This window comes from Streptomyces sp. NPDC002276, assembly GCF_053891435.1.
Genome location: NZ_JBSFCQ010000009.1, coordinates 331,098 through 349,280 on the forward strand (window position 1 = coordinate 331,098; position 18,183 = coordinate 349,280).

Here is an 18,183-nt window from a genome sequence, read left to right on the forward strand (position 1 = left end):
CCTCCACGGATCGAGTGACATCGAGTGACATCGAGTTATGTCCAGTGATGGAGGGGACTGCCGCACATGACCTGGCTGATCACCGGCGGAGCCGGCTACATCGGGGCGCACGTCGTGAGGGCGATGACCGAGGCGGGCGAACAGGTGGTCGTCTACGACGACCTGTCGACCGGCATCGCCGCGCGCGTGCCCGACGATGTGCCCGTGGTGCTGGGTTCGACGCTGGACGCGGAACTCGTGGCCCGCACCCTCGCCGACCAGGACGTCACCGGAGTCGTCCACCTGGCGGCGAAGAAGCAGATCGGCGAGTCGGTCGAGCAGCCGCTGCGCTACTACCGGGAGAACGTCGAGGGCCTGCGCGTCCTCCTGGAGGCGGTGACCACGGCCGGCGTCCCGTCCTTCGTGTTCTCGTCCTCTGCGGCCGTCTACGGCATGCCGGACGTGGAGCTGGTCACCGAGGAGACGCCGTGCGTGCCGATGTCGCCGTACGGCGAGACGAAGCTGGCGGGTGAGTGGCTGGTCCGCGCCACGGGCCGCGCGACCGGCCTGTCCACGGCCTCCCTGCGCTACTTCAACGTCGCCGGCGCCGCCGCCCCCGAACTCGCCGACGTCGGTGTCTTCAACCTCGTCCCCATGGTCTTCGAGAGGCTCACCGAGGACGCGCCCCCGCGCATCTTCGGCGACGACTACGCCACCCCGGACGGCACCTGCGTCCGCGACTACATCCACGTCGTCGACCTGGCCGAGGCCCATGTCGCCGCGGCCCGCGCCCTCCAGGCCTCACCCGGCCGCGCCCTCACCCTCAACATCGGCCGCGGGGAAGGCGTTTCGGTCCGCGAGATGATCGACCGCATCAACGCGATCACCGGCTACGACCGTCCCCCGACCGTCCATCCCCGCCGCCCCGGCGACCCGGCCCGCGTCGTCGCCTCCGCCGACCGCATCACCACCGAACTGGGCTGGAAGGCCAAGCACGACGTCCAGGACATGATCGCGTCGGCGTGGGAGGGATGGGTGCGGCTGCATCCGGGAGCCGCGCGGTCCTGATGAGTGCTCGCTCCCGGACGGAACGCGCCGTGGGCGCCGTCCTCGGCTCCGCCGTCGGCGACGCACTGGACGCACCCTTCGAGTTCGATCCCGAAGGCGCCTTCTCCGCCCGGTTTCCGGCGCCTGGCGACGGCGGTGAGATGTGCGGGGGCGGCGGCTGGGACCCGGGCGAGGCCACCGACGACACGCAGATGGCCGTACTCGTCGCGGAGTCACTGCTGGAGTGCGACGGGCTCCAACTCCCGGACATGTTCGGGCGGTTCCGGGTGTGGGCAGCCGCCGACCCGAAGGACATCGGCCTCCAGACCGAGGCCGTGCTGAGCAGCGGCGACCCCCTGGGACCTGGCCGCCGCCCTGCACTTCCGGACCAGCCAACGGGGTGCCAGGGACGGTGCGTTGATGCGCGCCGCACCGTCGTCGGTGTACTTCGCGCGCGAGCACCGTGACGCCACGATGGACGCCGCCCGCCGCATCTCCGCCCTCACCCACGGAGACCGCGCGGCCTGGGAAGGCACGGCCGTCTTCCACGAGTTGGCGCGCGTCGCGCTCGCGGGCGACGACCCGCTCGACGCCGTCGCGGAGACCCTCGGATACATCCACCCCGGCAACCGGGAGCGGTACGCCGTCGTCCTCTCCCGCGACTGGCACCCCGACCTGGCAACGGAGTTCAACGGCGCCGTCTGGGCCCTGCGGACGACTTCTTCGTACGAGGACGCCCTGCGCGCCGCGATCGACCTCGGCGGCGACACGGACACCGTCGCCGCCGTGACGGGCGGGCTCGCCGGGGCGCTGTACGGGAGCGCGGCGATCCCCGAGCACTGGGGCGAGGCCCTGCGCGTACCGCTGCCGGGGTTCGGGGGGGCGGGTGCTGCGGGCGCGCGAACTCCGGGGACTGGCGCGGCGGTTGGACCGGCGGGGAGGGTGAGTCGCGGACTTGCGGACTCGCGGACCTACGGACCTGCGGACTCGTCGGGGCGGTGTGCGGGTGACAGGTGGCGGGAGGCGGTGTGGCGGAGGTCCGGCGGCGTCCTACAGCGCCTTGAGGCCCTCTGTGGTGGCCCTGGCGAGCGCCCCCAGGTATCCCTTCGGCAGCTTCGGGCTGCGAATCACCACGGCACGCCAGTACAGGGGGCCGGAGATCAGGTCCAGCGCCAGGTCCTCGTCCATGCCGGGGCGGATCTCACCACGGTGTTCGGCCGCCGCGAGGATCTTGCTGGCCACACCCTCCTGGCCCTCGCGCAACGCCTTCTGCATCGCGTCGGCGATCTCCGGGTTCCGGGCCGCCTCGGCCTGGAGATCCGGGATGATCTGCGAGGCGACGGGGTGACGGAGGGCCCGTGACGTGACCTCGTACAGCATCCGGAGGTCACCTTCCAGCGAACCGGTGTCCGGCGTCGGCAGCCCCATCACCGCGATCGCCGACACTACGTCGAGCACCAGGTGCAGCTTCGAACGCCAGCGGCGGTACACCGCCGTCTTGCCCACCCCCGCGCGGCGCGCGATCCCTTCGATCGACATCCGGGCATACCCGACCGCCGCCAACTCCTCGAAGACCGCCGCCCGAATGGCTTCGGTCACATCCTCGCGGAGTACGGCCGCCCCGGCGGGGGTTCGGCGGCGCTGACGTGTCTTGGGCTCGTCGGCGTTCGTCGTCATAGCTCAAGCATAGGGGCGTTGCGACGAAACGGTTGCGTTCCGACGCGGGTGGGGCGCGTCGCGGGTGGGGTTTCGTCGTGGGTGGGGCACATCGCGACGAAACGGACTCGTCGTGACGGGAGGGGGCTGCCGTCGGCTGGCGGTTGCGGGGGCGGGGCTGGGGCGGGCGGGGCGTTGCGACGCTACCGGTTCGACGCGGGGACGGGACGGGCGCGTCGCCCGACGCGCCTGACCTGTCGTCGCGACGGGCCTGTTCCGTCGTCGCGACGCACCCGTCCCGTCCCGTCCCCACGACGCGCCCGTTCCGTCCCGACGGCGCACCCGCCCCCACCCCAACGCCAGCGCGTATCGACGCAACAGCCCCGTCCCGACGCAAACCCAGCGAACCTAACGGCCCGATCACATCCGTCACGACGAAACGGTTGCGTTCCGACGCCGAATCCGCCTACGCTCACGTTGCGACGATACGGTCCCGTCCCGACGTAAGAGAACGTAAAGAGAAGCGTAAGGAAACGCCGGGCCACGGAACACGGCAGCCGGACGCGCGCACCCCCTCCCCCCGAGCGAAAGCAGCGGATGTGAGCCAGGTCCTCCACACACCGCCCCATTCGCCGGCCCCGGCCGACGAAGACGACCTCGCGGCGCTCGCCGCCCGCCACGGCCTCACGGTCAGTGGCGCCCGCCCCTCTCTGACCGAGTACGTCCGGCAGTTGTGGGAGCGACGCCACTTCATCACCGCGTTCGCCACCGCCAAGCTGACCGCGCAGTACAGCCAGGCGAAACTGGGCCAGGTCTGGCAGGTGATGACGCCGCTGTTGAACGCGGCGGTGTACTACTTCATCTTCGGTGTGCTGCTGGGCACCAAGAAGCATGTGCCGGACTACATCCCGTTCCTGGTGACGGGGGTGTTCATCTGGACGTTCACGCAGAGCTCGATCATGGCGGGCACCCGCGCGATCTCCGGCAATCTCGGCCTGGTCAGGGCGCTGCACTTCCCGCGGGCCGCGCTGCCGATCTCGTTCGCGCTACAGCAGCTCCAGCAGCTGCTGTTCTCGATGGCCGCGCTCATCGTCATCCTGATCTGCTTCGGCGTGCCGATCAGCGTCTCCTGGCTGTTGGTGATCCCCGCGCTGTTCCTGCAGTTCACGTTCAACGCGGGCGTCTCGATGGTCATGGCGCGGATGGGCGCGAAGACGCCGGACATCGCCCAGCTGATGCCGTTCATCCTGCGCACCTGGATGTACCTGTCCGGTGTCATGTGGAGCATCGACAAGCTGACCAAGGCCGACGACCTGCCGCACATCGTGGTGATCGCCCTGGAGACCAACCCGGCGGCCGTCTACATCGACCTCATGCGCTACGCGCTGATCGACAGCTTCCACGCCAGCCAGCTCCCCCCGCACGTGTGGGCGGCGGCGACGGGCTGGGCGCTGATCGCCGGCGTCGGCGGCTTCATCTACTTCTGGAAGGCTGAGGAGACGTACGGCCGTGGCTGAGCAGACCATCGAGTACCACACCGAGCGGACCCCCGTGGCCGCCGACAGCACGATCCCGACCGTCGTCTGCGACGGCGTCGACATCATCTACCGGGTCAACGGAACCGGCTCCGGACGCGGCACCGCGACCGCCGCCCTCAACCGCATGCTGCGCCGCGAGAGGGCCGAGAAGGCCGCGGGCGTACGCACGGTGCACGCGGTCAAGAAGGTGTCGTTCGTCGCCTACAAGGGCGAGGCGATCGGCCTGATCGGCACCAACGGTTCCGGCAAGTCGACCCTCCTCAAGGCCGTCGCCGGCCTGCTCCCGGTCGAGAACGGCCGTATCTACACCCACGGCCAGCCCTCCCTCCTCGGCGTCAACGCGGCGCTGATGGGCGACCTGACCGGCGAGCGCAACGTCTACCTCGGCGGCCTCGCCATGGGCATGTCCCGGGAACAGGTCAAGGAGCGCTACCAGGGCATCGTCGACTTCTCCGGGATCAACGAGAAGGGCGACTTCATCACGCTCCCCATGCGGACGTACTCCTCCGGCATGGGCGCCCGGCTGCGGTTCTCCATCGCCGCCGCCAAGGACCACGACGTGCTGCTGATCGACGAGGCGCTGGCGACGGGTGACCGGTCGTTCCAGCGGCGTTCCGAGGAGCGGATCCGCGAGCTGCGGCAGCACGCGGGCACGGTCTTCCTGGTCAGCCACAACAACAAGTCGATCCGCGACACCTGCGACCGCGTGCTGTGGCTGGAGCGCGGTGAGCTGCGGATGGACGGGCCGACGGAGGAGGTCCTGGAGGCGTACGAGGCCTTCACGGGTGGCGCCGACAAGCCCAAGGCCCCGGCCGCCGACAAGGTCGCCTAGAGGTCCTTCCGCAGATCCTCGTCCTGGAACACCCACGTGCGGTAGACCAGGAAGCGGAACGCGGACGCGAGCACGATCGACAGGGCCTTCACGGCATTCGCCCCGAGCGGACCGTGGAGGCCCAGGCCGTGGTAGCCGACGTAGAAGAGTCCGCTCTCCATGAGGACGCCGATGCCGCTGAAGGCGAAGAACAGCGCGATGCGGCGGGCGTCGGGGGCGTCGCGGTCGCGGTAGGTGTAGTAGCGGAAGCCGAGGTAGTTGGCGCCCATGGCGACGCAGCTGGCCAGGACGGTCGCGAGCATCGCGGGCCAACTCAGGCCGTGCAGCAGGGCGTTGAAGACCGCAAAGTTGACCAGGACGCCGCTGCCGCCGACGATCCCGAATTTCACGACTTCCAGGACGACCTTGCGCACCGGCCGCACGGGGGCGGCGGTCGCACGTTCCTCGGTGAGGTTCAGAGTCACATCACCAGGCTTAGCGGGGCTGAGTAAGCGCTCGCCCTGAGTACCCCTAAGGCACCCCATGAAAAGGCGCCCCGAGCCATTGCGGCCCGGGGCGCCTGTGTCGTCGTAGGGACTACGGGTCCCTTCGCAGGGACTACGACGAGACGGTCGTAGGGACTACGAGTGCGTGCGCAGCAGTGTGCGCATCGTGCGCATCGCCACCGACAGGTTGGCGAGGTCGAACATCTCCGAGCCCTGGATCTCGTCCAGGGTGGTGCGGGCGCGGCCGAGGATCGCGGTGTTCTTCTGCTCCCACGCGGTGAAGCGCTGTTCGGGGGTCGAAGTGCCGTTGCCCGCCGTCAGGATGTCGGCGGTCAGGGCCGCGTGGGCCGCGTACAGGTCCTCGCGGATGGAGGCGCGGGCCATGGACTGCCAGCGGTCCGCGCGGGGCAACTCGATGATGCGGTCCATGAGTTGGGTGATGTGGAGGCGGTCGGCGAGGTCGTAGTAGACCTCGGCGACGTCCATCGGGTCCTTGCCCGTGCGATCGGCCACCGAGACGATGTCGAGCGCCGGGAAGGCGGAGGAGAAGCCGGCCACGCGGGTGGCGAGTTCGGCGGGGACGCCGGCGCCGGTCAGCTCGTCGTAGATCTGCTGGTACCACTCCAGGTCCGCGCCGCGCAGCAACTTCGGCAGCTGGGACCAGACTTGCTCGACGCGCTCGCCGAAGAACTCGACGGTCTCGGCGAGTTGGAGCGGCTGCGGCCGGTTGTTGAGCAGCCAGCGGGTGCCGCGCTCGCACAGGCGGCGCGAGTGCAGCCGGATGCGGGTCTGGACGGGGGCCTCGACGGTGTTGTCGAGGGCCTCGACGCCGTCCCACACCTCGGCGGCGTGGAAGATCGCGCGGGCCGCGGTCTGCGCCCGGACGATCTCCTCCAGGGAGGCCCCGGTCTCCTCGCGGAGGCGGTGCAGGAAGCTCGTGCCGCCGGTGTTGACCGTGTCGTTGACGAGGACCGTGGTGACGATCTCGCGGTGCAGCGCGTGGGTGTCGATCTGCTCGGCGAACTTCTCGCGCAGCGCGGTCGGGAAGTAGGCGTGCAGCAGGGTGCGCAGGTAGGGGTCGTCGGGGAGCGTGGTGTGCAGCAGCTCGTCGGCGACCGTGATCTTCGTGTACGCCAGCAGGACGGCCGTCTCGGGACTGGTCAACCCCTGTCCCTGGGCGAGGCGTTCGCGGATCTGGCGGTCGGTGGGCAGGAACTCCAGGGCCCGGTCGAGGTGGCCCTCGCGGACCAGGGTGCGCATGAAGCGCTGCTGGGCGTGGAGCATGTCCTTGGACTGGGCGAGCGCGTTGGCGATCGCGGTGTTCTGCGCGTAGTTGTTGCGCAGGACGAGCGCGCCGACCTCGTCGGTCATCTCGGCGAGGATCTTGTTGCGCTGCTTGACGGTCATGTCACCTTCGGTGACAAGGCCGTTGAGCAGGATCTTGATGTTCACCTCGTGGTCGGAGGTGTCCACGCCCGCGCTGTTGTCGATGGCATCGGTGTTGATCTTGCCGCCCTGCTGGGCGAACTCGATCCGGCCGAGCTGGGTCAGGCCCAGGTTGCCGCCCTCGCCGACGACCTTGACGCGCAGGTCGGCGCCGTCGACGCGGATGGCGTCGTTGGCCTTGTCGCCGACGTCCGCGTGGGACTCGGTGCTGGCCTTGACGTACGTCCCGATGCCGCCGTTCCACAGGAGGTCGACCTGTGACTTGAGGATGGCCCTCATCAGGTCGGCCGGTGTCATCTTGGCGACCTTGTCCTCGATGCCGAGGGCCTGGCGGACGTGGGCGTTGACCGGGATCGCCTTGGCCGTACGGGGGAAGACCCCGCCGCCGGCCGACAGCAGCTCGGTGTTGTAGTCGGCCCAGCTGGAACGCGGCAGCTCGAACATGCGGCGGCGCTCGGCGTACGAGACGGCCGCGTCCGGGGTCGGGTCGAGGAAGATGTGCCGGTGGTCGAAGGCGGCGACCAGGCGGATGTGCTCGCTGAGCAGCATGCCGTTGCCGAACACGTCACCGGACATGTCACCGACGCCCACGACCGTGAAGTCCTCGGTCTGCGTGTCGACGCCCAGCTCCCGGAAGTGCCGCTTGACGGACTCCCAGGCACCGCGCGCGGTGATGCCCATCTTCTTGTGGTCGTAGCCCGCGCTGCCGCCGGAGGCGAACGCGTCACCCAACCAGAAGTTGTAGCTCTCGGCGACCCCGTTGGCGATGTCCGAGAAGGTCGCGGTGCCCTTGTCGGCGGCGACCACCAGGTAGGTGTCGTCCTCGTCGTGCCGGACGACGTCCGCCGGAGGGACGACCTCGCCGGCCACCAGGTTGTCGGTGATGTCGAGCAGGGCCGAGATGAACATCTTGTAGCTGGCGATGCCCTCGGCCAGCCACGCGTCCCGGTCCACGCTCGGGTCGGGCAGCTGCTTGGCGACGAAGCCGCCCTTGGCGCCGACCGGCACGATGACGGTGTTCTTCACCATCTGCGCCTTGACCAGGCCGAGGATCTCGGTACGGAAGTCCTCGCGCCGGTCCGACCAGCGCAGCCCGCCGCGCGCGACCTTGCCGAAGCGCAGGTGCACGCCCTCGACGCGCGGCGAGTACACCCAGATCTCGTACGCGGGTCGCGGCGCGGGCAGGTCCGGGATGGCCTGCGGGTCGAACTTCATCGAGACGTACGCGTGCGCGTGCCCGCCGAGCGCTTCCTGGAAGAAGTTGGTACGCAGGGTCGCCTTGATGACGGTCAGGAAGGACCGCAGGATGCGGTCCTCGTCGAGACTGGCCACCTGGTCGAGGGCCGCGTCGACCTCTTCGAGGAGAGCGTCGACGATCTCGCGCCCGGCGCGCTGCCGGTCCGGCGACATCCGCGCCTCGAACAGGGAGACGAGCAGCCGGGTGGTGTGGACGTTGTTGCGGAGGGTGTCCTCCATGTAGTCCTGGCTGAAGGTCGAACCGGCCTGCCGCAGGTACTTGGCGTACGCCCGCAGCACCATCGCCTGCCGCCAGTCGATCCCGGCGCTCAGCACCAGCGCGTTGAAGCCGTCGTTCTCGGCCTGTCCGGTCCAGGTCGCGGCGAACGCCTCCTGGAACCGCTCGCGGCCGTCGTCGCCGAGGTAGTCCCCGTTGCCGTTCTGCGACTTGGGCATCCGCAGCCCGAAGTCGTAGATCCACGCGGTCGTACGGTCCGAGCAGCGCAGTTCGTACGGCCGCTCGTCGACGACCTCGACGCCGAGGCGGCTGAGGACCGGCAGCACGGCGGAGAGGGAGACCGACTCGCCCTTGCGGTAGATCTTGAAGCGGCGCTCGTCGGGGGCGGCGCCCACCGGCTCGTAGAGGCTGAGCGCGAACGCCTGCTCCTCGGTGAGCTGTTCGAGGTGGACCAGGTCGGCGACGGCGGCGCGCGGGGTGTGGTCGGCCTTGTAGCCCTCGGGGAAGGCGTTGCCGTAGCTGCGCAGGAGTTCGGCGGCGCGCTCCTCGCCGCACTCGGCGTTCAGCGCCTCGCCGAAGCCGTCGGCCCAGGAGCGGGCGGCCTCCACGAGGCGGGCCTCGATGCGGTCCTTGTCGGCGTCGGACAGCTCGGGCAGTTCGGTGCCCTGCGGGACGCGGACCACGAAGTGCAGCCGGGAGAGGATCGACTCGGTGTTCCACGCGGTGAAGTCGACGCTGGTGCCGTCGAGCTCTTCTTTAAGGATGTCGATGATTCGGAGGCGTACGCCGGTGGTGTAGCGGTCGCGCGGGAGGTAGACGAGGGCCGAGTAGTAGCGGCCGTACTCGTCCTGGCGCAGGTAGAGGCGCAGCCGCCGGCGTTCCTGGAGGTAGAGCACGGACGTGACGATCGAGCGGAGTTCGTCGACCGGGGTCTGGAACAGCTCGTCGCGCGGGTACGTCTCCAGGATCTGGAGCAGGTCGCGCCCGTCGTGGCTGTTGGGCGAGAAGCCGGCGCCCTCCAGCACCTCGTCGACCGTGCGCCGGATCACGGGAACCCGGCGGACGGACTCGGTGTAGGCGGCGGAGGAGAACAGGCCCAGGAAGCGGCGCTCGCCGACGACCTCGCCGTTCTCGTCGAACTTCTTCACGCCCACGTAGTCGAGGTACGACGGACGGTGCACCGTGGAGCGGCTGTTGGCCTTCGTCAGGACCAGGAGCTTGTGCTCGCGGGCCTTGGCGCGGGCGTCGGCCGGGAGCCGCTCGAAGGACGGGCTCACCGGGTGGTGGTCCTCGCCCGCGTGCTGCGGGTCGGAGCGCAGGATGCCGAGGCCGGTGCCGGGGACCGCGGCCAGCGAGTCGTCCTCGCGGAGCTGGTACTCGCGGTAGCCGAGGAAGGTGAAGTGGTCGGCGGCCAGCCAGCGCAGCAGCTCGCGGGCCTCGCCGACCTCGTTGGAGGGCAGGTCGGAGGCGGTCGGCTCGGCGGGCAGCTCGTCGGCCATCCGCAGCGCCAGGTCGCGCATCTTCTCCCAGTCCTCGACGGCCTCGCGGACGTCGGACAGGACGCGCAGCAGATCGGCGGTGATCTGCTTGAGGTCGGCGCGGTCGGTCTCGCGGTCGATCTGGACGTGGATCCAGGATTCGGTGTGCGCGTCGTGCGGCAGCTCGCCGGTGGGCGGGGTGGTGAGCACCTCGATGAGCTTGCCGGTGAGGTCGCGGCGGACGACGACCTGCGGGTGGATCACGACGTGGATGCCGCGGCCCTGGCGGGTCAGTTCGTTGGTCACCGAGTCGACGAGGAAGGGCATGTCGTCGGTGACGACCTCGACGACGGTGTGGCTGCACGTCCAGCCGTTCTCCTCGACCGTCGGGGTGTGGACCCGAACGTTGGCCGTGCCCTGGGGACGGGTCTCGGCCAGCCGGTAGTGGGAGTAGGCCGCGCCGAAGACATCGACCGGGTCGCGGTCGGCGAGGTCCTCCGGGGCGGTGTGCAGGTAGTAGCGCTGGAGGAACGCGAGCACGGTGTCCCGGTCCGGGGTGCTCTCGTCCGTCTTCCCGGTCGGTAGGTGCCCCCCGACCGGGCTGTTCTCAGCTACCCGGGCAGCCCGTTCGAGCAGCTCGGCCTTGGCTTCGTCCAGCTTGGTCTGCATTGTCCTCTGGCTCCTGTCGCGCGCCGTTGCGTGACGTAGAAGGAAGTTCGATGTCTTCCCCTGCGGCTCGACGCCACGGCCCGGGGTGTCCGGTCTGCTCAGACGCTATGCCGCAAGGTGAGATGAGCGGTGGGTTATCAGCCATTTTCGGCACGCCCGAAGGGTGTGACGCTGCTCTCTGCCGCGCCGGTACCCGGGGTGTGCACGGCGTCCTGGGAGCCCTTGGAGCTCCGTCCCGCCCGCGCGGACCTGTGGGACAGGCCCTGGGACCAGCGACCGCCGCCCGGTCACGGATGTCGTCCGTGGTCGCCGGGCGCGGAGCAGGGGCGACGATGCCCCCGCGAAATATCGCGCTGATCACGCCACAAGGCTATCGCTCCTCACCGGGGGCTCGTCACGAGCCGGTTGTGTACAAATCAGAGGGTGGAACTTTGACGTTATGCACAGGGGCGTAGAGAGTGAAATCGTCGTATTCAAGGGCAGTCGGGACGGTGACGGAGGTCCGCGCGGCGAGGGCCCTTGGCAAGCACTCCGGCACGCGGCACGTTGCCCATGACACCCGGCGCGGACGCGCAACGCGGACGCGCGTCACGGCTACGTCCCCGCAGCCCCAGCCCCAGTCACAGCCACCGAGGAGCGCACCGACATGACAGCGAAGATCCTCATCGTCACCGGCGACGCAGCGGAGTCGCTGGAGGTCCTCTACCCCTACCAGCGCCTGCGCGAGGAGGGCTACGAGGTCCATATCGCGGCCCCCGAGCGCAAGAAGCTCCAGTTCGTCGTCCACGACTTCGAACCCGGCTTCGACACCTACACCGAGAAGCCCGGCTACACCTGGCCCGCCGATCTCGCCTTCTCCGAGGTCGATCCCGGCCAGTACGCGGCCCTCGTCATCCCCGGTGGCCGGGCCCCCGAGTACCTCCGCAATGATCCCGAACTCCGCAAGATCCTCAAGTCCTTCTTCGACACGGACAAGCCCGTGGCCCAGATCTGCCACGGCCCCCTGCTCACCGCCGCGATCGACGGCCTGCGCGGCCGGCGCGTCACGGCGTACCCCGCCCTCGAACTCGACATGCAGTCCGCGGGCGCGACCTTCCAGGACGCCGAGACGGTCGTCGACGGCACGCTGGTCTCTGCCCGCGCCTGGCCGGATCACTCCAGCTGGATGCGGGAGTTCCTCACGGTGCTGCGGACGAAGGCGCCGGTGACGTGATCTCGGAGGCTGCGCAAGCCTCCTTACGCCGCCAGCCGCTCCGCCTCCGCGACGGCCTCCGCCAGCGAGTCCACCACGGGCACGCCGACCACTTCGAGGCTGGCCCGGCTGTGCGAACCGCCGGTGTACAGCACGGCCCGCGCGCCCACGTGCAGGGCGGCCACGGCGTCGTCGGCCGCGTCGCCTATCACCACGGTGCGCTCGGGGTCCACGTCGGCCAGCGCCCCGAGGTGCCGCACCATGTGCTCGGCCTTGCTGCCGCCGGAGGGCCCGGTGCGCCCGTCGACCCGTATGAAGTGCGGTTCTATCCCGAACTCCCGCACCAGCGGGACGAGTTCGTCATGGACGTACATGCTGAGGATCGACTGACTGCGACCCGCGGTCCGCCATCCCGCGAGCAGGTCCGCCGCACCCTCGGTCAGACCGCAGACGACCCGGTGCTCGGCGTAGTACCGGTGGAAGGTGTCGTCCATGACCTCCCACTCGGCGTCGGTGGGCAGCCGCCCGAGCAGCCGCTCGTAGAACTTCGGCACCGGCACGCAGTACAGCGTCCGGTACTCCTCCATCGTGATCGCCTTGAGCCCGAGCTCGGCGAAGGCCGCGTTGGTCGCCCCGATGATCGCGTCATTGTCGTGGAACAGCGTGCCGTTCCAGTCCCAGACGATGTGCGCGTTTGCTTGCATCCCCATGCCAAAAACGTACCCGCCGCCACTGACAATCAAGAGAACCGCAGCTCAGCGGCCATATTCGGCCGGCTGACCGCCGCCGAAAGGACGCTGGACGGGCTCAGTCCGCCAGCCCGACGAGGTTCGGGATCTCCTGCGTCGCGTACCAGAGCAGCTCGTGGTCCTCGGCCCCGTCCACGACGAACTGCGCGTCGTCGTCCCCGCGATCCGCCGCCGGGAGCGCGTCGGCGGCGGCACTCACGTCGTTCTCCGCGTCGCCCAGATCTACGTGCACGGCCGCCGCCCTGGCCAGCGCCACGGTTCCGGTGACCCGCACCTCGCCGAGCGCCGCCGGTTCGAGTCCGCGGTCGGGGTCGGCGTGCGCCGCGCCGTCGGGTACGTCGACGGCGACCACGACCCGCCGTCGCGGTGCGTCGGCGTCGGCCGCCAGCAGCCGCAGCGAGGCCAGCGCGGCCCGGTTCAGCGCCGCGTACTCCAACTCCTCGATGTCGTCGGAGAGATACCACTCGCGCAGCGCGGGTGTGACGGCGTACGCGACGAAGGGTCCCGTCCCCAGCTCACCCGTCTTGTACGCCTCGGCGAGACCGGGGAGGGTCAGGGGGACGTAGACGCGCATGGCTGGCCGCTTTCGTAGTCGGAGAGTGCCTCGCGGAGGACGGTGCCATGCCTCCGGGAGGGCCTCCAGGATACGTGCGCGCGTCCCCCATCGAGTCCCCACCCGCACCACTGGAGGCGTCCACCCCACGCCGGAAATTCACCCGGGGCACCCCTGCGCCGATGGGCTTCAGGGCCCCGCAATCACTCGGATAAGTGAACAATACGGCCCCTCCGACGCGCCCCGCCACGTGCTTGCCGTCCTCGCCCCCGGCCCCGTACAAGATCCCCAACCAGCAAGTTACTTCCCGGTACATTCCGGGCCGACCACACGGGGACCCCCATGCACAAGGTCATGACCAGGACCGCCCAGCACACCCCGACCCGCCCCCCGACCCGCCGCGACCCGCGCCGCCCGGGTACGGCAGCGCCGCGCGGACAGGGCGGGGGCACGTCCCGTACGACGACCGGCGAGGCCCTGCCGATCACGTCCGACACCGCCGGGGACTCGCTTCTCACGACGCCCGGAACCGAGGTGACCCGCACTGCCGCCGCCGCGACGGCAGGCCTCAGCGCGGCCCGCACGGCCCCCGGGGACAGCCGCCCACCGGCCGCTCCGGGCCGCAGCCCTCGTACGCCGACGGCGGGCTCAGCGGGCCGGGGCGCAGCCCGTACGACACCCACAGGCGCGTCCGGCCGGGGCGTGGCCTCGACGGCTCTCGCACCGGCGCCAGGTCGCGGCACAGCCCCAACCACCTCAGCTCCCGCTACGGACCGGGCCGCACCCCGCACCGTGCCCGCCCAGGCCGCCCCCGGCCGCGTTCCGCAGCCCCGCCCCACCGACGTCTTCGCCGACCGTCTCCTCGCCGTGCTGAGCGGCCAGCGGCCCGTCCACTGGATGCTGCGGCACACCGCCGGCCGCGCCTACGACGAGCTGATCCGGCTCGCCGAACACGGTCCCCTGCGTGCCACCCGGGGCACCCGCCCGGTGGTCCGCGACATCGGCTACTACGTCGCCCGCCCCGGCGCCGTGGAGGCCTTCGCCCGGATCAGCGCCGGTGAGCAGGTACGGGCGATGGCCTTCCGGCTGGAACGGGGCACGGACCTCCGCTGGCGCTGCACGGCGGTGGAACTGGGCGGTCCGCGCGCCCCGCACACGCCGGACGACGACTGACGGGGGCCCGCGCGGCCGACGCCAACTGACGGGCGGGGCACATTCGCCGCAGCCAGCGCCCGTACATGTGCACGCCGAAGGGCCGGGCACCTTCACGATGCCCGGCCCTTCAAGGTCTCTCCACGAGGAGCGGTCCCGACAGGCTCAGCCCTTATTCAGAGGTGCCTGTCACACCTCGCCGCCCGCCCGCGCGGAGCGGCCGTCACTTCTTGCGACGGCTGCTCCGGCGCCCCTGCTTGCGGCGCTCCGCGCGCGTGAGGCCGTCCGCCTCGGAGCGCACCGGCTCGTCGTCGCTGGTGAAGTCGCCCTCGACGACGCCGCCCTCGCCGTCCACGCTGGGCGCGGAGAAGTGCAGCCGGTCCGGCCGCTGGGGAGCGTCGAGCCCCTTGGCGCGGATCTCGGGACGGGCGCTCGCCTGCGCGGGCACCGTGTCCTCCTTGTCGAGCGACGGCTTGTCGTCCTCCACGGGGACTTCCTCGACCTGCTGCTCGACCTGGACCTCCAGGTTGAACAGATAGCCGGCGGACTCCTCCTTGATGCCGTCCATCATGGCGGTGAACATGTCGAAGCCCTCGCGCTGGTACTCGACCAGCGGGTCCTTCTGGGCCATCGCGCGCAGGCCGATGCCCTCCTGGAGATAGTCCATCTCGTAGAGGTGCTCGCGCCACTTGCGGTCCAGCACCGACAGCACGACCCGGCGCTCCAGCTCGCGCATGATCTCGGAGCCGAGCTGCTCCTCGCGCTCCTTGTACTGCTCGTGGATGTCGTCCTTGATGGACTCGGAGATGAACTCGGCGGTCAGACCGGCCCGGTCCCCGGCCGCCTCCTCCAGCTCCTCCACGGTGACCTTCACCGGGTAGAGCTGCTTGAACGCGCCCCACAGCCGGTCGAGGTCCCAGTCCTCCGGGAAGCCCTCGGCGGTCTCCGCGGTGATGTACGCGTCGATCGTGTCGTCCATGAAGTGCACGACCTGCTCCTGGAGGTCCTCGCCCTCCAGGACGCGGCGCCGCTCGCCGTAGATGACCTCGCGCTGCCGGTTGAGGACCTCGTCGTACTTGAGGACGTTCTTGCGGGTCTCGAAGTTCTGCTGCTCGACCTGCGACTGGGCGGACGCGATCGCGCGCGTGACCATCTTGTTCTCGATCGGCACGTCGTCCGGGACGTTCGCCATCGACATCACGCGCTCGACCATCTGGGCCTTGAACAGCCGCATCAGGTCGTCGCCCAGGGAGAGGTAGAAGCGGGACTCGCCCGGGTCGCCCTGACGGCCGGAGCGACCGCGCAGCTGGTTGTCGATACGCCGCGACTCGTGCCGCTCGGTACCGAGGACGTAGAGGCCGCCGAGGTCCTTGACCTCCTCGAACTCGTCCTTGACCGCCTGCTCGGCCCGCTCCAGGGCGGCGGGCAGCGCCTGGGCCCACTCCTCGATGTGCTCCTCGGGGTCGAGGCCCTGCTGGCGCAGTTCGGCCTCGGCGAGGTCGTCGGGGTTGCCGCCGAGCTTGATGTCCGTACCGCGGCCGGCCATGTTGGTGGCGACCGTCACGGCACCCTTGCGGCCGGCCTGGGCGATGATCGGCGCCTCACGGTCGTGCTGCTTCGCGTTCAGCACCTCGTGCTGGATACCGCGCTTGGCGAGCTGCTGCGAGAGGTACTCGGACTTCTCGACCGACGTCGTACCGACGAGGATCGGCTGGCCCTTCTCGTGCTTCTCGGCGATGTCGTCGACGACCGCCTCGAACTTCGCGACCTCGGTGCGGTAGATCAGGTCCGACTGGTCCTTGCGGACCATGGGCCGGTTGGTCGGGATCGGGACGACGCCGAGCTTGTAGATCTGGTGGAACTCGGCGGCCTCGGTCATCGCCGTACCGGTCATGCCCGAGAGGTTGCTGTAGAGGCGGAAGAAGTTCTGGAGGGTGATCGTGGCGAGCGTCTGGTTCTCGTCCTTGATGTCCACCCCTTCCTTCGCCTCGATCGCCTGGTGCATGCCCTCGTTGTAGCGGCGGCCGGCGAGGATACGGCCGGTGTGCTCGTCGACGATCATGACCTCGCCGTCGATGACGACGTAGTCCTTGTCCTTCTTGAAGAGTTCCTTGGCCTTGATGGCGTTGTTCAGGTAGCCCACGAGCGGGGTGTTCACCGACTCGTAGAGGTTGTCGATGCCCAGCCAGTCCTCGACCTTGCTGACACCGCCCTCGTGGATGGCTACCGTGCGCTTCTTCTCGTCGACGTCGTAGTCACCCGTCTCCTCCAGGCCCTTGAGGGAGTTGCCTGCCTCGCCCTTCTTCAGGCGGGTGACCAGCTTGGCGAAGTCGCCGTACCACTTGGTGGCCTGGTCGGCCGGGCCGGAGATGATCAGCGGCGTACGGGCCTCGTCGATGAGGATGGAGTCGACCTCGTCGACGATCGCGAAGTTGTGGCCGCGCTGCACCAGTTCGTCCTGCGACCACGCCATGTTGTCGCGCAGGTAGTCGAAGCCGAACTCGTTGTTCGTGCCGTAGGTGATGTCGCACGCGTACTGCTCGCGACGCTGGGTCGGCGTCATGTTGGCGAGGATGCAGCCGACCTCAAGTCCCAGGAACTTGTGGATGCGGCCCATCATCTCGGAGTCGCGCTCGGCCAGGTAGTCGTTGACCGTGATGATGTGGACGCCGTCTCCGGAGAGGGCGTTCAGATACGCGGGCAGGGTGCCGACCAGGGTCTTGCCCTCGCCGGTCTTCATCTCGGCGACGTAGCCGAGGTGCAGGGCGGCGCCGCCCATCATCTGCACGTCGTAGTGCCGCTGGCCGAGGACGCGCTTGGCGGCCTCGCGTACGGTGGCGAACGCCTCGGGCAGCAGGTCGTCCAGGGTCTCACCATCGATGTAGCGCTGCTTGTACTCCTCGGTGAGGGCCTTCAGCTCGGCGTCGGAGAGGTCGACGAAGTCCTCTTCGATGGAGTTGACCTGGTCCGCGATGCGGTGCAGTTTGCGCAGGATCTTGCCTTCGCCTGCACGCATGATCTTCGAGAGGACGGACACGGGGGTTGGTCTCCTTGCCGGTCGGGCCTGGGACGGTCGGTTTCCAATGACATGGCTGAGCAACGGCCATCGTATGCGAGGACCCCGCCACGCCGGGAGCCTGCTGGTGACGCCGACCGTCCACTACTTCAAAAACGCTTCAAAGGGGACAACGGCCGGGAGTCGCCGATGGTGCCGCGTCGTTCCGAGGAATTGCGCGAAATGTGATCACCCGCTCACACAGCGCAAAAGCATGGCGTCCTTGTGCGCTCCCGAGCAGAATCGGCCGATGGAACCCGTCACGCTCACGACCGAACGTCTCCTCCTGCGCAGCGTCGGCCCGCAGGACACCGATGTCGTGTATTCCGCGGCCCAGGACCCCGAGATCCAGCGCTGGACGACGATCCCCTCGCCCTACCTCCCGGAGCACGCGCGGAGTTTCACCGAGCAGCTGGTCCCCGAGGGCTGGGCGAACTGTTCGATGTTCACCTTCGGTGTCTTTCTCCCCGAAGGGGAGTTGGTGGGCATGCTCGGCATCACGATGCGTTCCCTGGGTGTCGGCGAGGTCGGCTTCTGGGCCACGAAGCAGTACCGGGGCAACGGCTACATCACCGAGGCCACCGTCGCCGTCTCGCGCTGGGCCTTCACCCGGCTGTCGATCGACCGCGTGGAATGGCGCGCGGAGGTCGGCAACAAGGGCTCCCGCGCGGTCGCCGAGCACGCCGGTTTCACCATCGAGGGCACGCTCCGCTCCTCGATCAACAACAAGGGCGTACGACGGGACTGCTGGGTCGCCTCCCTGCTCCCCTCCGACCTGGGCCTGCCCTCGACCGCCCCGTACCTGCCCGCGCAGCCGTAGCGAGGCGAATCCACAGGTCGGCGCGCGTTGTCAGTGGCACCCTCTATCGTGCGGAGAC

At 69.5% G+C, this 18,183-nt stretch carries 12 protein-coding genes and 1 pseudogene; 7 read left to right on the forward strand and 6 right to left on the reverse strand.

Features of this window, described 5'->3' with window-relative positions; translation table 11 throughout:
* Positions 1-66 precede the first annotated feature (66 nt).
* The gene (gene galE, locus ACWIHT_RS24550) at positions 67-1,047 is read left to right on the forward strand and encodes a UDP-glucose 4-epimerase GalE (protein ID WP_456170349.1); all 981 of its coding nucleotides are present in this window, start codon (positions 67-69) and stop codon (positions 1,045-1,047) included.
* A pseudogene (locus tag ACWIHT_RS24555) lies at positions 1,047-1,972 on the forward strand (ADP-ribosylglycohydrolase family protein). Before galE ends, ACWIHT_RS24555 begins: the two are co-directional and overlap by 1 nt.
* 104 nt (positions 1,973-2,076) lie before the next feature.
* Here ACWIHT_RS24555 and ACWIHT_RS24560 read toward each other — a convergent pair.
* Positions 2,077-2,703: a TetR/AcrR family transcriptional regulator gene (locus tag ACWIHT_RS24560; RefSeq protein ID WP_262061139.1), complete on the reverse strand. Its 627-nt coding sequence runs from the start codon at positions 2,701-2,703 to the stop codon at positions 2,077-2,079.
* A gap of 578 nt (positions 2,704-3,281) precedes the next feature.
* On the opposite strand from ACWIHT_RS24560, the gene ACWIHT_RS24565 reads away from it, so the two are divergent.
* Positions 3,282-4,199 carry an ABC transporter permease gene (locus tag ACWIHT_RS24565; protein ID WP_456170350.1) on the forward strand — a complete coding sequence of 306 codons (918 nt, stop codon included), beginning with the start codon at positions 3,282-3,284 and terminating at the stop codon, positions 4,197-4,199.
* Entirely contained in the window at positions 4,192-5,052 is an 861-nt protein-coding gene (locus ACWIHT_RS24570) for an ABC transporter ATP-binding protein (RefSeq protein ID WP_456170351.1), read from the forward strand. The genes ACWIHT_RS24565 and ACWIHT_RS24570 overlap by 8 nt, the downstream gene beginning before the upstream one ends.
* Here ACWIHT_RS24570 and ACWIHT_RS24575 read toward each other — a convergent pair.
* Together ACWIHT_RS24575 and ACWIHT_RS24580 are read right to left on the reverse strand one after the other, a co-directional pair.
* On the reverse strand, positions 5,049-5,516 hold the full coding sequence (locus tag ACWIHT_RS24575; RefSeq protein ID WP_456170352.1) for a GtrA family protein: 468 nt from the start codon (positions 5,514-5,516) through the stop codon (positions 5,049-5,051). The two genes, ACWIHT_RS24570 and ACWIHT_RS24575, sit on opposite strands and share 4 nt — an antisense overlap.
* A 156-nt stretch (positions 5,517-5,672) precedes the next feature.
* Positions 5,673-10,604 (reverse strand): NAD-glutamate dehydrogenase, encoded by a 4,932-nt coding sequence (locus ACWIHT_RS24580; RefSeq protein ID WP_456170353.1) that lies wholly within the window; start codon positions 10,602-10,604, stop codon positions 5,673-5,675.
* A gap of 646 nt (positions 10,605-11,250) precedes the next feature.
* Here ACWIHT_RS24580 and ACWIHT_RS24585 point away from each other — a divergent pair.
* On the forward strand, positions 11,251-11,817 hold the full coding sequence (locus ACWIHT_RS24585; protein ID WP_456170355.1) for a DJ-1/PfpI family protein: 567 nt from the start codon (positions 11,251-11,253) through the stop codon (positions 11,815-11,817).
* Between the two features lie 23 nt (positions 11,818-11,840).
* Here ACWIHT_RS24585 and ACWIHT_RS24590 read toward each other — a convergent pair whose 3' ends face one another.
* Positions 11,841-12,506 carry an HAD family hydrolase gene (locus ACWIHT_RS24590; protein WP_456170357.1) on the reverse strand — a complete coding sequence of 222 codons (666 nt, stop codon included), beginning with the start codon at positions 12,504-12,506 and terminating at the stop codon, positions 11,841-11,843.
* A gap of 97 nt (positions 12,507-12,603) precedes the next feature.
* Positions 12,604-13,119 (reverse strand): DUF6912 family protein, encoded by a 516-nt coding sequence (locus ACWIHT_RS24595; RefSeq protein ID WP_262061146.1) that lies wholly within the window; start codon positions 13,117-13,119, stop codon positions 12,604-12,606.
* A gap of 333 nt (positions 13,120-13,452) precedes the next feature.
* Between ACWIHT_RS24595 and ACWIHT_RS24600 the strand changes: the two genes are divergently transcribed.
* Positions 13,453-14,271 carry an Rv3235 family protein gene (locus ACWIHT_RS24600; protein ID WP_456170359.1) on the forward strand — a complete coding sequence of 273 codons (819 nt, stop codon included), beginning with the start codon at positions 13,453-13,455 and terminating at the stop codon, positions 14,269-14,271.
* A gap of 202 nt (positions 14,272-14,473) precedes the next feature.
* Here ACWIHT_RS24600 and secA read toward each other — a convergent pair whose 3' ends face one another.
* On the reverse strand, positions 14,474-17,287 hold the full coding sequence (gene secA / locus ACWIHT_RS24605) for a preprotein translocase subunit SecA (protein WP_456170361.1): 2,814 nt from the start codon (positions 17,285-17,287) through the stop codon (positions 14,474-14,476).
* A gap of 268 nt (positions 17,288-17,555) precedes the next feature.
* Between secA and ACWIHT_RS24610 the strand changes: the two genes are divergently transcribed.
* Positions 17,556-18,125 carry a GNAT family N-acetyltransferase gene (locus ACWIHT_RS24610; RefSeq protein WP_456170362.1) on the forward strand — a complete coding sequence of 190 codons (570 nt, stop codon included), beginning with the start codon at positions 17,556-17,558 and terminating at the stop codon, positions 18,123-18,125.
* Positions 18,126-18,183: the final 58 nt, after the last annotated feature.

Bases quoted from the DNA above. Each gene is read 5' to 3' on its own strand.
- ACWIHT_RS24580 (WP_456170353.1), bottom strand. From the start codon at position 10,604: ATGCAGACCAAGCTGGACGAAGCCAAGGCCGAGCTGCTCGAACGGGCT.
- galE (WP_456170349.1), top strand. From the start codon at position 67: ATGACCTGGCTGATCACCGGCGGAGCCGGCTACATCGGGGCGCACGTC.
- ACWIHT_RS24610 (WP_456170362.1), top strand. From the start codon at position 17,556: ATGGAACCCGTCACGCTCACGACCGAACGTCTCCTCCTGCGCAGCGTC.
- ACWIHT_RS24585 (WP_456170355.1), top strand. From the start codon at position 11,251: ATGACAGCGAAGATCCTCATCGTCACCGGCGACGCAGCGGAGTCGCTG.
- ACWIHT_RS24600 (WP_456170359.1), top strand. From the start codon at position 13,453: ATGACCAGGACCGCCCAGCACACCCCGACCCGCCCCCCGACCCGCCGC.
- ACWIHT_RS24560 (WP_262061139.1), bottom strand. From the start codon at position 2,703: ATGACGACGAACGCCGACGAGCCCAAGACACGTCAGCGCCGCCGAACC.
- ACWIHT_RS24590 (WP_456170357.1), bottom strand. From the start codon at position 12,506: ATGGGGATGCAAGCAAACGCGCACATCGTCTGGGACTGGAACGGCACG.
- ACWIHT_RS24595 (WP_262061146.1), bottom strand. From the start codon at position 13,119: ATGCGCGTCTACGTCCCCCTGACCCTCCCCGGTCTCGCCGAGGCGTAC.